This is a genomic window from Jiella sonneratiae, assembly GCF_017353515.1.
GTDB lineage: Bacteria > Pseudomonadota > Alphaproteobacteria > Rhizobiales > Rhizobiaceae > Jiella > Jiella sonneratiae.
In genome coordinates, this window is the sequence record NZ_JAFMPY010000001.1 from 306,104 (window position 1) to 320,758 (window position 14,655).

The following is a 14,655-nucleotide window of genomic DNA, read 5'->3' on the forward strand; positions in this document are numbered from 1 at the left end:
GGCGCCGCGACTCGTCAGCCGGTGCGCCGTCGCCTATGATGGGCGCCCCAACCGAGCGCGATGGTCATGGCCGTTCCGAACACCGAGAGCTTTTGCCGCGACTGCTTCGCCACGGCGGCGACGGCGACGCGCCGCTGCAGAGCCTGCGGCAGCCCGAGGCTGGTCGACCACCCGGAAGCATTCCGGCTGTCGATCGCCCATCTCGACTGCGACGCCTTCTATGCCAGCATCGAAAAACGCGACCGGCCGGAGCTCGCCGACAAGCCGGTGATCATCGGCGGCGGCCACCGCGGGGTGGTGTCGACGGCCTGCTACATCGCGCGCATCCGCGGCGTCCGCTCGGCGATGCCGATGTTCAAGGCGCTGAAACTCTGTCCGGATGCGATCGTGCTGCGGCCCGACATGGCGAAATATGCCGAAGTCGGGCGCGCGGTCCGTGCCCTGATGGGCGAGATCACGCCCCTCGTCGAGCCGCTTTCGATCGACGAGGCGTTTCTCGATCTGTCCGGGACCGAGGCGCTGCACGGCGAGCCGAGCAGCCTGACCCTCGCACGGCTCGCCAGCCGCATCGAATCGGAGCTCGGCATCACCGTCTCCATCGGTCTCTCGCACAACAAGTTCCTCGCCAAGGTGGCCAGCGACCTCGAAAAGCCGCGCGGCTTCTCGATCATCGGCGATGCCGAGACGCTCACCTTCCTCACGCCGCGGCCGATCGGGCTGATATGGGGCGTCGGCAAGGCTCTCGAAGAGCGGCTGGCGCGCGACGGCCTCCACCGGATCGGCCAGCTCCAGACCATGGATCAGGGCGAGCTGATGAAGCGCTACGGCGAGATGGGCGGGCGGCTGTGGCGCCTGTCGCGCGGCATCGACGCACGGCGCGTCAATCCGCGCGGCGAGGCGAAGAGCATCTCGGCCGAGACGACCTTCAATACCGACATCGACAGCCTCGACGCGCTGCTGCCGATCCTGCGCGACCTTTCCGAGACCGTCGCCGGCCGGCTGAAGAAGACCGACCTCGCCGCCGCGACGATCGTCCTGAAGCTGAAGACCGCCGACTTCCGGCTGCGCACGCGCAACCGCAAGCTCGCCGCCCCCACCCGCCTCGCCGACCGGATCTTCGCCGCGGGCCGTGCGCTGCTGCAGAAAGAGGTGGACGGGACGCGCTTCCGGCTGATCGGCATCGGCTGCGCCGATTTTACGCCGGCAAGACAAGCCGATCCCGTCGATCTGGTCGATCCGGCAGCCGAACGGCGGGCCCGCGCGGAGGCGGCGCTCGACAGCCTGCGCGGCAAGTTCGGCAGGAGCGCGATCGAGACCGGCATCACCTTCGGCAGGCTGCGCCGCTCGGCCCGCGCGGCGGCACGAGCCGGCAACTCCCCGCGACCGCCCGAGGCGGCCGGCGACTGATACGAGATCTGCTCGATCAGAGCGGGGCTCGTATCAAGCCCGCGCGGCGAATGAGCGTCTTTGTTTCCGGCATCACGAAGTGATCTGCCGGAAACCGTATGATCGCCCAAGACCGACCGCCAAAGACTGACCGCCCTTCGCGGCGAAGGCGGAGCGCGAGGCCGGCCCGTCCGGGTGCTACAGGAGTTCCACTTCGAGAACGCCGGGCGCGGCCTTCACCGCGCTCGCGACCTGCGGCGAGACGCGATAGCGCCCCGGCAGGGTGATCTCGACTTCCCGCTCGCCGCCGTCGCGGACGAGCACCAGCGAGACCTCGCTGTCTCCCTCTGCCGAAAGCTGGCTGCGGAACGCAGCCAGCGGCCGTGCGTCGCGCATGAAGACGCGCAGCGCCTTCTGGGTGCGGACCGCCTCGTCCTCCAGCGACTGGACGTGCTGGGCGCGCAGCGAGACACCCTCCGGCCGCTCCTCGGCGGAGACGGTGACGATCACCGACGCACCCGGCTCGAGCACGTCGCGATAGGCAAACAGCGCCTCGGAGAAGAGCACCACCTCGTACTGGCCGCTCGCATCCGACATCTGCACGATGCCGATCTTGCCGCCGGTGCGGGTCTTGCGTTCCTGGCGCGAGGTCACCGTGCCGGCGAGCCGACCCGCCGTCGCCCCGCGTTTCACCGCGCTGACCACCTCGACATGGGACTGGACCCTGAGGCGCTTCAGGACGTCCCTGTATTCGTCGAGCGGATGGGCCGAGAGATAGAATCCCACCGCCTGAAATTCCTTCATCAGCTTCTCCGACGCCGTCCAGAGCTGCGCCGGATTGAGCGCCAGCGGTTCTGGCGCGCCCCCCGCCGCCGAGCCGAACATGTCGTGCTGGCCGGAACTCCGGCCTTCCGAGGCGCGCAGGGCATAGGCCATCAGCCGTTCGACATTGGCGTGGAGCAGCGAACGATCGTGGCCGAAGCAGTCCAGCGCACCGGCGGCGACCAGAAATTCCAGCGTGCGCTTGTTGACGATCTTCGGATCGATGCGGGTGCAGAAATCCTCGAGCGAGGCGAAGGGCGCCTCGCCGCGCCGCTCGACGATGTGCTCGACGGCCTGCTCGCCGACCCCCTTGATCGCCGCGAGCGCGTAGAAGATCCGATTCTCGCCGACTTCGAACGCCTTGTGGGAGGTCTGGACCGAGGGCGGAACCACCTCGATGCCGAGCCGCCGCGCGTCCGAGCGGAAGTCGTTCAGCTTGTCGGTGTTGCCGGTGTCCAGCGTCATCGACGCCGCCAGGAACTCGACCGGATGATTGGCCTTCAGATAGGCCGTCTGATAGGCGACGAGCGCGTAGCAGGCGGCGTGCGACTTGTTGAAGCCGTAATCGGCGAATTTCGCCAGAAGGTCGAAGATCGTGTTCGCCTGGGTCTTCGAGATGCCGTTCTTCACCGCCCCGTCGACGAAGCGCACCCGCTGCTTGTCCATCTCGGCGCGGATCTTCTTGCCCATCGCCCGGCGCAGCAGGTCTGCCTCGCCGAGCGAATAGCCCGACAGCACCTGGGCGATCTGCATCACCTGTTCCTGATAGATGATGACGCCCTGGGTCTCCTTGAGGATCGGCTCGATCATCGGGTGGAGGAAGTCCGGCTCCTCCTCCTTGTGCTTGCGGGCGTTGTAGGTCGGGATGTTCTCCATCGGGCCGGGGCGATAGAGCGCGACCAGCGCGATGATGTCTTCCAGACAGTCGGGCCGCATGCCGATCAGCGCCTTGCGCATGCCGACCGATTCCACCTGGAACACGCCGACCGTCTCGCCGCGGGTCAGCATGTCGTAGGTCTTGGCGTCGTCGAGCGGCAGCGCCGACAGGTCGATCGCGACGTCCTTGCGGGCGATCAGGTCGACCGCGGTCTTCAGGGTGGTGAGGGTCTTCAGCCCGAGGAAGTCGAACTTCACCAGCCCGGCCGGTTCGACCCACTTCATGTTGAACTGCGTGACCGGCATGTCGGAGCGCGGATCGCGGTACATCGGCACGAGCTTCGACAGCGGCCGGTCGCCGATGACGATGCCCGCCGCATGGGTCGAGGCGTGGCGGTAGAGGCCTTCGAGCTTCAGCGCGATTGAAATCAGCCGGTCGACGACATCCTCGGCCTTGCGCGCCTCGGCGAGCCGCGGCTCCTCCTCCAGCGCCTTGGCGAGGGTGACCGGATTGGCCGGGTTCTGCGGCACGAGCTTGCACAGCTTGTCGACCTGGCCGTAGGACATTTCGAGCACCCGGCCGACGTCGCGCAGCACGGCGCGCGCCTGCAGCGTGCCGAAGGTGATGATCTGGCCCACCTGCTCGCGACCGTACTTCTCCTGGACGTAACGGATCACCTCCTCCCGCCGGTCCTGGCAGAAGTCGATGTCGAAATCCGGCATCGACACGCGCTCCGGATTGAGGAAGCGCTCGAACAGCAGCGAGAAGCGCAGCGGATCGAGATCGGTGATGGTCAGCGAATAGGCGACGAGCGACCCGGCGCCGGAACCGCGCCCCGGCCCGACCGGAATGTCGTGGGACTTCGCCCATTTGATGAAGTCCGAAACGATCAGAAAGTAGCCGGGAAACTTCATCCGCTCGATGATGCCGAGCTCGAATTCCAGCCGCTCGCGATACGCCTCCTCGGAGACGCCCGGCGCGCAGCCGAGCTTCGACAACCGGCTGGCCAGCCCCTCGAAGGCCTGCCGCCTGAGCTCCGCCGCCTCGGCGGCCTCGGCGGCGACGGGATCGGCGTCGGCGCCGGCAAAGCGCGGCAGGATCGGCGCGCGGGTGCGCGGGCGGTAGGAGCAGCGGCGGGCGATCTCGACGGTGTTTTCCAGCGCCTCGGGCAGATCGGCGAAGAGCGCCGCCATCTCCTCCTTGGTCTTCAGGCAGTGATCGCGGGTCAGCCGTCGGCGGTCCTCGTGGCTGACCAGCCGGTTGCCGGCGACGGCGAGCAGCGCGTCATGGGCTTCGAAGTCGTCGGGGCAGGAGAAGTAGGGCTCGTTCGTCGCGACCAGCGGCAAAAGGAGGTCGTAGGCGAGCGCAACGGTCTCGGCCTCGACCCGCGCGCTGAAGCCGGACTGGCGCTGCAGTTCGACGTAGAGCCGGTCGCCGAACACCGCCGCCAGCCGTTCGAGACGCCCCCTGGCGATCGCCGGCCGGTCGGCGGCGATCGCCGCGCCGACGGCACCCAGCGGCCCGCCGGTCAGCCCGATGACCCCCGCGCTCCGCTCTTCCAGCCACTCCGCCTTGACGACCGGCCGGTGGTTCTCGGGATCGCCGAGATAGGCAAGCGAGACGATCTCGACGAGATTGGCGTAGCCGCCGGCGTCGGCGGCGATCAGCACCAGCTGGCCGAGCGGCGACAGGCCGCGGTCGGCGCGTCCGGGACGGGTGTCGACCTCGGAATCGGCGAAGTCGACCTCGATCTGGCAACCGACGATCGGCTGGATTCCCGCCTTCGAGGCCTTCTCGGAAAATTCCAGCGCGCCGAAGAGGTTGTTGGTGTCCGCGATGCCGATCGCCGGCGCCGCGTCGGCGGCGGCGAACTTGATGATCTGATCGAGCCGAAGCGCGCCTTCGAGCAGCGAGAAGGAGCTGTGGACGCGCAGGTGCACGAAGGGAAGAGCCGCCATGCCGCCCGGCCCGGCCGGGGTGTCCGTCGATTGTGTCATCGCAAGTCCTCGCATGCCGGCATCTGCCGCAGGAACGCACGGCCGGCCTTTCGCGAGCATCGAAGATGCCGGGGGCCGGAAGCCATGCCCTGCGCCGATTACGGGTAAGAGGCGGAACCGCCCGAGGGAAGGACCGGCCGGGCTGCGTCCCCAGGAAAGGCGGCTTCGTCCACCGGCCCGAGGCCGAGCCGGCGGGCGGACGGCGGAGCCCCGTCAGACGGCCTGGATGACGACGCCGAGGGCGAAGAGGAAGGAGGAAATGGCGAGAAGCGACAGGACGTCCTTGGTGACGGCGAGCATGGCGGATCTCCCTTCGGATCGGTGTTTTTGCTAACGTCCCCATTTGTTCTTTTTTTGTTCTGTCCGTCAAGCGCGTACAGCCATACCGTCCCACGATTTACGTAGCTGGCTACATATAGTTTCGATGAGCGATTCGACCCGACGCATCGACGCGGTTCGAGCCGCAAGGTGCCGGTCGTCGCCGCGCGCCGCGCCGCGGCACGAGGGCCGGCAGCGCCCGTCGATCAGGTCATGTCGAGGGGAACGATCTTGCCGGCTTCGAGGGTGATCACGTGATCCATGCGGCGCGCGAGATCGTGATTGTGGGTGGCGATCAGCGCCGCGACGCCGGACTGCCGCACCAGGGCGGTCAGGGCGTCGAAGACGTAGCCCGAGGTCGTCGGGTCGAGATTGCCCGTCGGCTCGTCGGCGAGCAGGAGATGCGGCGAGTTGGCGACGGCGCGGGCGATGGCGACGCGCTGCTGCTCGCCGCCGGAGAGCTCGGCCGGGCGGTGCTCGGAGCGGGCGCCGATGCGCATGTAGTCGAGGAGTTCCTGCGCCCTGACGGCGGCGTCCCGGCGCGGCAGGCCGCCGATCATCTGCGGCAGCATGACGTTTTCGAGCGCCGAGAACTCCGGCAGCAGATGGTGGAACTGGTAGACGAAGCCGATCGCCTGGCGGCGCATCGCCGTGCGCTTCTCGTCGCCGAGGGTGCCGCAGGCGACGCCGCCGACATGCACCTCGCCGCGATCCGGCCGGTCGAGCAGGCCGGCAATGTGCAGGAGCGTCGACTTGCCGGCGCCGGACGGCGCGACGAGCGCCACCATCTCGCCCGGGGCGATCGTCAGTTCGGCCTCGTCGAGGATGACCAGCCGGTTCTCGCCCTGATGGTATTCCTTGCCGACGGCGGCGAGCCGCAGCGCATGATTGTCTGCCATCATTCGTAACGCAAGGCCTCGACGGGATCGAGCCGGGAGGCCCGCCAGGAGGGAAGGATCGTCGCGAGGAAGGACAGGCCGACGGCCATGGCGACGACGAGGACGACCTCGCCCGGATCGACCTCGGCGGGGAGCTGGCTGAGGAAATAGAACTCGGGATTGAACAGGACGACGCCGGTCAGCCAGGAGAAGAACTGGCGGATGTTCTCGATGTTGATGCAGAACAGGAGGCCGAGGATGAAGCCCGCCAGCGTGCCGGTGAAGCCGATCGAGGCGCCGGTGATCAGGAAGACGCGCATGACGGCGCCCTTGGTGGCGCCCATCGTCCGCAGGATGGCGATGTCGCGGCCCTTGTCCTTCACCAGCATGAACAGGCCGGAGATGATGTTGAGCGCGGCGACGAGGACGATCAGCGTCAGGATGATGAACATCACGTTCCGCTCGACGTTGAGCGCCGAGAAGAAGCTCTGGTTCTGGGTCTCCCAGGTCACCGTGTAGACCGGCCGCCCGGCCGCCTTCTCGATCTCCGGCTGCAGCGCCTTCACCTGATCGGGACGATCGACGAACACCTCGATCGACTGCACACGGTCTTCCTGGTTGAAGTAGAGCTGGGCCTCCGACAGCGGCATGTAGACATAGGCCGCGTCGTATTCCGACATGCCGATCTCGAAGATCGCGGTGACGGGATAGGCCTTCACCCGCGGGCTGGTGCCGAAGGCGGTGACGTCGCCCTCGGGGGATATGAGGGTGATCATGTCGCCGATGCCGATGCCGAGCGAGGAGGCGAGCCGGCTGCCGACCGCCACCCCCTCCCCGGCGTCGAAGCCGTCGAGCGTCCCGAGCTTGACGTTGCCAGAGACCGGCGCGAGCTTCTTCAGGTCGCCCAGCCTGACGCCGCGTACGAGCGCGCCGGTCGAGCCGGTGTTCGGGCCCTGCGCCAGCACCTGGCCCTGGACCATCGGCATCACGAACTGAACGCCGTTCACCTTGGAGATGCGGTCGGCGATGTCGGCGTAGTCGGTCAGCGGCTGGTCGATCGGATAGAGGATGACGTGGCCGTTGACGCCGAGGATGCGCATCAGGAGTTCGCCGCGGAAGCCGTTCATCACCGACATGACGATGATCAGCGCGGCGACGCCGAGCATGATGCCGACGAAGGAGAAGCCGGCGATGACCGAGACGCCGGCGTCGCGGCGGCGCGAGCGCAGGTATCGTCCGGCGATCATCCATTCGAAGCGCGAAAACGGCCGGCTGCCGCGGGCCGCCTCCGCCGCATTCTCGGGCAGGCTCATGCCGCCACCCGGGCGGCCACGGCGGCGAGCGGGATCGTCTCGCGCTCGCCGGTGGCGCGCAGCTTGATCTCGGCCTCGCCGGCCTTGGCGCCGCGCGGCCCGACGATGACCTGCACCGGCAGTCCGATCAGGTCCATCGTCGCGAACTTCGCGCCGGCGCGGGTGTCCTGGTCGTCGTAGAGGACGTCGAGGCCGGCCCGGCCGAGCTCGGCATAGAGCGTCTCGCAGGCGGCGTCGCAATCGGCGTCGCCGGGCTTCATGTTGATCAGCCCGACGTCGAAAGGCGCCACCGACTTCGGCCAGACGATGCCGGCCTCGTCGTGGGACGCCTCGATGATCGCGGCGAGCAGCCGGCTCGGGCCGATGCCGTAGGATCCCATGTGGACCGGCACGTCCTTGCCGTCGGGGCCGGTGACGACGGCGTTCATCGGCTCGGAATATTTGGTGCCGAAATAGAAGATGTGGCCGACCTCGATGCCGCGGGCGGCGAGCCTGTCGTCGGCGGAAAGCGCGTCCCAGGCCGCGGTGTCGTGCATCTCGTCCGTCGCGGCGTAGGGCGTCGTCCAGTCCCGGACGATCGCCGCGAGGGCGCCGGCGTCGGCAAAGTCGACGTCTTCGCCGGGAACGGTGAGGCCGAGGAAGTCGCGGTGGCAGAACACCTCGCTCTCGCCGGTCGAGGCGAGGATGATGAATTCATGCGATAGGTTGCCGCCGATCGGCCCGGTGTCGGCACGCATCGGGATCGCCTGCAGCCCGCAGCGGGCGAAGGTGCGCAGATAGGCGACGAACATGCGGTGATAGGCGATCTGCGCCGCCTCGAAGTCGAGATCGAAGGAATAGGCGTCCTTCATCAGGAACTCGCGCGAGCGCATCACACCGAAGCGCGGCCGCACCTCGTCGCGGAACTTCCACTGGATGTGGTAGAGGTTGAGCGGCAGGTCCTTGTAGGAGCGCACCGAGGACCGGAAGATGTCGGTGACCATCTCCTCGTTGGTCGGGCCGAAGAGCAGTTCACGCTCGTGCCGGTCCGCGATCCGCAGCATCTCCTTGCCATAGGCCTCGTAGCGGCCGCTCTCGCGCCACAGATCGGCGGACTGGATGGTCGGCATCAGCAGCTCGATCGCGCCGGAGCGGTCCTGTTCCTCGCGGATGATCGCGCAGACCTTGTCGAGAACGCGTTTGCCCAGCGGCAGAAACGAATAGATGCCCGCCGCCTGCTGGCGGATCATGCCGGCGCGCAGCATCAGCCGATGCGAGACGATCTCCGCCTCTTTCGGATTTTCCTTCAGAATGGGCAGAAAAAACCGCGACAGGCGCATCCGGTGGTCCGATCCGAGAGAATATTTCGCGGAACATCAGTTCCGGACCGGCTCATAACCGGTCGGCAGGCCGATGAAAAGACGCAGAGTTCGGCCGGCGGAGGCCAATCGCCGCGCCGCCGGCCCGACGGCGGTGGCTCGGCTCGCCCGGCGGAGCGTTTCGCAACGAGGACCGGCGGCACCGTCTGCCGTTCGTCGAAACGGCATGCCGTCAGCCCTTTCCGTGGGTCAGCATCAGATTGGCGAGAAGCGCCAGGCGGGCGGCGAGCGAATCCGTCAGGATGTGCTCCGAAAGCGTGTGGGCGCCCGCACCGTCGGCGCCGAGCCCGTCGAGGGTCGGCACGCCGAGGGCCGCGGTGAAGTTGCCGTCGGAGCCGCCGCCGGTGGTCTGGCCCTTGAGATCGAGCCCGAGATCCGAGGCGAGGAGCGCCGCCTTGTCGAACAGCCGCCGCGCCGCTGCGCTCTGGGTGAAGGGCGGCCGGTTGAGCCCGCCCGTCTGCTCGATCGCGATCTCCGGATCGCCCGGCCGCAGCGCCGCGACGGCGGCGAGGACCGCGGCCGCGGCTTCGGCGTCGGGCAGGCGGATGTCGACCTCCATGCGGCATTCCGCCGGCACCACGTTGCGGCCGGTCCCGCCGCGGATCGTGCCGACGGTGACGCTGATGCCGCGCAGCGGATCGTTCATCGCTTCCAGCCGCAGCACCAGCCGCGCCGCCTCGCGGATCGCGCTGCGCCCGTCCTGCGGCCGCGTGCCGGCATGGGAGGCGCGGCCGCGCACCAGGATGTCGATGATCGCAACGCCCTTGCGGGCGACGACGATCTGGCCGCCGTCGCGCGCCGGCTCGACGACGAGGACGTGGCTCGCCCGCCGGGCCGCCGCCTCGATGGCGGGGCGCGAGCTCCGACTTCCGACCTCCTCGTCCGAAACGAACAGGATCTCGACCGGTGGCATCGCCGCGCCGGCCCGCTCGCTCGCGAGTTCGAGGGCCCGAAGCGCCATCAGAGCGCCGGACTTCATGTCGTAGATGCCGGGACCGTAGACCCGCCCCTTACCGTCGTCCCGCCAGGGCAGATCCCCCGCGAGCGTGCCGGCCGGGTGGACCGTGTCGAGATGGGCGAGCACCAGAAGCCTTCCGCTCTCGGCGGCCGGCTGCGCGGCGACACAGAGGAGGTCGCCATAACCCATCGTCCCGGGCGTCCGCCGGACCGACAGTCCGCCGGATCGGGCCCTTGCCTCGACACGGTCGGCCAGCGCGTCGACGCGGCCGGGCTCCGCCGACGGCGTCTCGATCTCGACCCATGCCCGCAATTCGGCAAGGAAGGCGGAAAGATCGACGTCCGCCGGGGTGAGGAGCGGCACGCCGGTCATGCCGGTCGCCTCGCCTTGCCGGCCGGAACGAGGCTGATCAGCGTTTCGGTCGCCTCGGCGATCCGGGCTGCGCTGTAGAGCAGCGGAACGTAGGTGCCCGCCGCCCAGAGCGGCGCGAGATCGCGGTAGTGCGGCGACGCCGGGTCGCCGGACTGGCCGGGCGTGTTGACGCAGATGCTGTCGTCCCAGTTGCCGACGTCCATGACGAGGCGCACCGAAGCCCCGGCGATCACCCGGAAGTCGCTCATCCGGTAGCCGGCATGCGCCGGCGTCGATCGGCTGCCGCCCAGCGGCAGCGGACCGACGTCCCAGCCCGTGTCGCCTTTCGCCTTCAGCGCCGTCGCGGCATGTTCGAAATAGGCCCGGTGCAGGGCGCCCCAGCGCCAGCTCCCTGGATCGTCGCCGAGCCGCCGGCGACAATCTTCGAAGGCGGCGGCGAGCGTTTCGAAGAGCATCCGGTCGCGCACCGACGCGGGATCTTCGCCGAAGCGGCCGTCCGGTGCTTCCAGCAGCGCCGCGAGGCTTTCGCCGTGGCCGGGCGCCAGCAACGCCCTGACGGCAGGGTCCGGCGCCATCGCCGCAAGCAGCGCCGGCCGCAGATGCTTCATCCACCAGACCTCGAAGAGCGCCGCCAACCCGCTTGCCGCCGCGAGGCTCCCGTCCCAGCCGTCGAGGAGATCGAGCGCCGCGGCAGCGTCGCCCTCGGCCTTGCCGGCACGCGCCGCCGCTGCGACCAGCCGGCAGAGCCGGACCGCCGGCAGCGACAGGACGTCGTTCTGCAGCCGGCCGGCGGCTTTAAGCGAATGCGCCGGGTCGCCCCGCAGCACCGCCTTGATCCGCTCGGCCCGGCTCGGCTCGACCCATTCGTGGCCGATGCCCGGCGCATCCGGCGCGCGGTCGCCGGGCAGGTTCATCTCGTTGGCCGTGGCGACGAAGCCTTCCGGCGGATTGACGAGCTGCGGCAGATCCTGCGCGGCGAGGAAGCCGGCCCATTCGTGGCGGCCGTCGCCCGGCACCGGCAGGAGGCCGTTCCAGTTGCGGCGGACGGGCGTGAAGCCGGCGGCATACCAGGCGACGTCGCCGGCCGTGTCGGCACAGACGTGGTTGACCGAGGGCGTGCCCCAATGGGTCAGGGACGCGCCGAATTCGGCGACGCTCGTCGCCCGCATGGCCGAGAGGCTGCCGAGATAGGCCGAGGCGCCGGGTTCCAGCCAGACCGAGCGGAGGGCGACCGCGCGGCGCTTCTCCGCGTTCTCGTCGAGCACCGGCCCGTGCCGGGTGAAGGACAGGGTCAGCTCCTGCGGGCCGTGCCCCTTGACGTCGAAGTTCTCGGCGATCCGCCGGATCGGCTCCCAGCCGCCCGCGTAGCGATAGAGATCCGGCTCGCCGGGCCTGGTCTCGTAGACATAGACGTCCTCCTGGTCGGCGCCGAAGATCGTCAGGCCGAAGGCGGTTGTGCCGTTATGGCCGATCGAAATGCCCGGCGCGGAGGGCTCGCCCGCGCCGATGGCGTCGAAGCCGGGCGCGGAAAGATGCACGATATAGCGCAGCGAGGGGACGGCATGCGCCCGGTGCGGATCCGACGCCACGAGCGGCCGGCCGGTCGCGGTGCGCGAGCCGTGCACGACCCAGTTGTTCGACCCCTCCTCGATCGTCGCGCGGACGATGTCGCCGAGATCGGTCACCTCGGTCCAGCGCCAGGCGTCTTTGAGGCCGGCGCCGAGGCGCTCCGGCTCGAAGGTAACCGGCGCGGTGGCGAGCTTGAACAGGCGCAACGCTTCGAGCGGCACGTCGGCGAGGTCGAGGCCGGGGGCGGGAGCGAGATCGGTCGGCGGGTCGACGCGGCTGCGCAGCGCGTCGGTCTCGATGTCGCTGCGGGCCATGACGTTCGCCCTGAGGATTTCGGACACGGCGTTGCGGGTGAGCGCATGGGTGCGGATGCGCACGACGTCCTCGGCCCGCCACGGCGCCGGGCGCGTGCCGAAGAGCGAGAATTCCGGCGGAAGGCGCCGCGGCTCGCGCGCGGTCAGCGCGACATAGGCGTTGATCCCGGCGGCGAAGGCCCGGCAGATCGCCTCGGCGTCGTCGCCGTAGGCGGCCCATTCCGCCGCCATGTCGCCGCGGTAGAGGAAGTGGCGGGCGGCATGGTCCTGCGCGAGATAGCCCGGGCCGAAGTCGGCGGACAGCAGCCCGAGGCCGCGCTTGCGCCAGAGGTCGATCTGCCAGAGGCGGTCGCGGGCGGCGTTGAAGCCCTGCAGGAAGAACAGGTCCGCCTCGTTCGCGGCCCTCAGATGCGGGATTCCCCAGCGGTCGATGCGGATCTCGGCCGCCTCGCAAAGTCCGTCGAGGTCGAGCGTTTCGGTCTTCATCAAATGCCTCGGGCGGGTGGCGGGTCAGGCGTGGTGGCAGGCGACGCGGGCGCCGTCGGGACGCGGCGTCAGTTCCGGCCGCTCGGCGAGGCAGATCTCAGTGGCGAGCGGGCAGCGGGTGTGGAAGGGGCAGCCGGGCGGAATGTTCGCCGGGCTCGGCAGCTCGCCCGAAAGCACGTAGCGCATCTTGCCGCGCTGGACGGCCGGGTCGGCCTCCGGGACGGCCGACATCAGCGCCCTGGTGTAGGGGTGCTTCGGATCGGCGAAGAAGGTCTCGCGTCCCGCCTCCTCGACGATCCGACCGAGATACATCACCACCACGCGGTCGGCGATGTGGCGGACGACGGACAGATCGTGCGAGACGAACAGGTATGCGACGCCGGTGCGCCGCTGCAGGGCGACGAGAAGGTTCAGGATCTGCGCCCGCACCGAGACGTCGAGGGCCGAGACCGGTTCGTCGCAGATGACGAGTTCGGGCTCCAGCGCCAGCGCCCGGGTGATGACGACGCGCTGCCGCTGGCCGCCCGAGAACTGGTGCGGATAGCGCTCGGCGTGTTCTGGGCGAAGCCCCACCTGCGTCAGGAGTTCGGCCACCCTGCGCTTCAGCTCCGCGCCGCGGGCGATGCCGCGCACCAGCAGCGGTTCGCCGACCGTCGCGCCGACCGTCGCGCGCGGATCGAGCGACAGCGCCGGGTCCTGGAAGATCATCTGCACCCGGCGGCGGATCGCCCGCAGCCGGCGCCGGCTCGCGCCGTTCACCTCCTCGCCGGCGATCCTGATGCTGCCGCGCGTCGGCGGCTGCAGGCCGACGATGGCGTTCGACAGGGTGGACTTGCCGCAGCCGGACTCGCCGACCAGCGCCACGGTCTCGCCGGCCGCGATGACGAGATCGACGCCGTTGACCGCCTTGACCGTCGGGGCCGGCTTGCCGAACAGGCCGGCGCGGCCGGGAAAATGCACCGCGACGTCCCGCGCCTCGAGAACCCTCGCCCCCTCCGTCACGCCGCCGCCCTCGTGATCTCGCCGACGCGCTCGCGGTGCCAGCAGGCGGTGCGGTGGCCGGGGCGCTCCTCGAAGAGCGGCGGCTGCTCGGTCCGGCACCGGTCGGAGACCAGCGGGCAGCGGCCGGCGAACCGGCAGCCGGCGCCGAATTCCTGCGGCGATGGAACCGTGCCGTCGATCGTCGCCAGCTCGGCCTTCGGCGCGACGTCGAGCCGCGGCACGCTGGCGAGCAGCAGCGCCGTGTAGGGATGGGCGGGCCGCGCGAAGAGATCGTCGACCGGCGCGATTTCGGCGATCCGGCCGGCATACATGACCGCGACGTGGTCGGCGATGTCGGCGACGACGCCCATGTCGTGGGTGATGAGCACGATCGAGGTGCCGCGCTCGGCGACGAGGCGCTTCATCAGATCGAGGATCTGCGCCTGGATCGTCACGTCCAGCGCCGTCGTCGGCTCGTCGGCGACGAGCACCCGCGGCCCGCAGATCAGCGCGACCGCGATCATGACGCGCTGGCACATGCCGCCGGAGAGCTCGAACGGATACTGGTGCAGCCGCCGGTCGGGATCGGGAATGCCGACGGCATCCAGCATGGCGCGGGCCCGCGCCATCGCCTCGCCGCGGGAGACCTTCTCGTGCTGGCGAAGCGCCTCGGCGATCTGCGAGCCGACGGTGGTCAGCGGATCGAGCGAGGCGCTCGGCTCCTGGAAGATGATCGAGACGTCCTTGCCGCGCGCCTTGCGCAGGGCGCGTTCAGGCAGGGCGGCGAGATCGGTGTCGCCGAGGAGCACGCGGCCGCTGGTCAGCCGCGCGACGTCCGGCAGGAGGCCGAGGAGCGCGTGGGAGGTCAGCGACTTGCCGCAGCCGGACTCGCCGACGAGCGCCAGCACCTCGCCGGGCCTGACGGCGAAGGAAACGCCGTCGACCACGCCGGCGCCGTCGATCTCGATGGTGAGGTTCTCGACCGACAGGAGCGGCCGGTGGATGTCCGACATCGGCGCCGCCTCG

The 14,655-nt window shown here is 69.6% G+C and carries 9 protein-coding genes; 1 reads left to right on the plus strand and 8 read right to left on the minus strand.

The annotated features are described in order from the left end of the window. Positions 1–60: 60 nt before the first annotated feature. Entirely contained in the window at positions 61–1,407 is a 1,347-nt protein-coding gene (locus J1C47_RS01310; RefSeq protein ID WP_207348908.1) for a DNA polymerase IV, read from the plus strand. Between the two features lie 177 nt (positions 1,408–1,584). Here J1C47_RS01310 and dnaE read toward each other — a convergent pair whose 3' ends face one another. The 8 genes from dnaE to J1C47_RS01350 all read right to left on the minus strand — a co-directional run bounded on the left by dnaE (position 1,585) and on the right by J1C47_RS01350 (position 14,642). Continuing rightward, complete coding sequence (dnaE, locus tag J1C47_RS01315; RefSeq protein WP_207348909.1) at positions 1,585–5,082, minus strand: DNA polymerase III subunit alpha; 3,498 nt, start codon at positions 5,080–5,082, stop codon at positions 1,585–1,587. Positions 5,083–5,606: 524 nt separating this feature from the next. Continuing rightward, positions 5,607–6,299, minus strand: coding sequence for an ABC transporter ATP-binding protein (locus tag J1C47_RS01320; protein ID WP_207349075.1), 693 nt, complete (start codon positions 6,297–6,299; stop codon positions 5,607–5,609). Beyond that, positions 6,299–7,591: a lipoprotein-releasing ABC transporter permease subunit gene (locus J1C47_RS01325; RefSeq protein ID WP_207348910.1), complete on the minus strand. Its 1,293-nt coding sequence runs from the start codon at positions 7,589–7,591 to the stop codon at positions 6,299–6,301. Before J1C47_RS01325 ends, J1C47_RS01320 begins: the two co-directional genes overlap by 1 nt. Continuing rightward, entirely contained in the window at positions 7,588–8,910 is a 1,323-nt protein-coding gene (gene proS / locus J1C47_RS01330; protein WP_207348911.1) for a proline--tRNA ligase, read from the minus strand. The genes J1C47_RS01325 and proS overlap by 4 nt, the downstream gene beginning before the upstream one ends. 211 nt (positions 8,911–9,121) lie before the next feature. Continuing rightward, the gene (locus tag J1C47_RS01335; protein ID WP_207348912.1) at positions 9,122–10,279 is read right to left on the minus strand and encodes a M20 family metallopeptidase; all 1,158 of its coding nucleotides are present in this window, start codon (positions 10,277–10,279) and stop codon (positions 9,122–9,124) included. Next, positions 10,276–12,648 carry a penicillin acylase family protein gene (locus J1C47_RS01340; protein ID WP_207348913.1) on the minus strand — a complete coding sequence of 791 codons (2,373 nt, stop codon included), beginning with the start codon at positions 12,646–12,648 and terminating at the stop codon, positions 10,276–10,278. Before J1C47_RS01340 ends, J1C47_RS01335 begins: the two co-directional genes overlap by 4 nt. Before the next feature lie 24 nt (positions 12,649–12,672). Continuing rightward, the gene (locus J1C47_RS01345) at positions 12,673–13,650 is read right to left on the minus strand and encodes an oligopeptide/dipeptide ABC transporter ATP-binding protein (RefSeq protein WP_207348914.1); all 978 of its coding nucleotides are present in this window, start codon (positions 13,648–13,650) and stop codon (positions 12,673–12,675) included. Next, a complete protein-coding gene (locus J1C47_RS01350) occupies positions 13,647–14,642 on the minus strand; it encodes an ABC transporter ATP-binding protein (protein ID WP_210382201.1) in 996 nt (331 codons plus the stop codon). The genes J1C47_RS01345 and J1C47_RS01350 overlap by 4 nt, the downstream gene beginning before the upstream one ends. Positions 14,643–14,655: the final 13 nt, after the last annotated feature.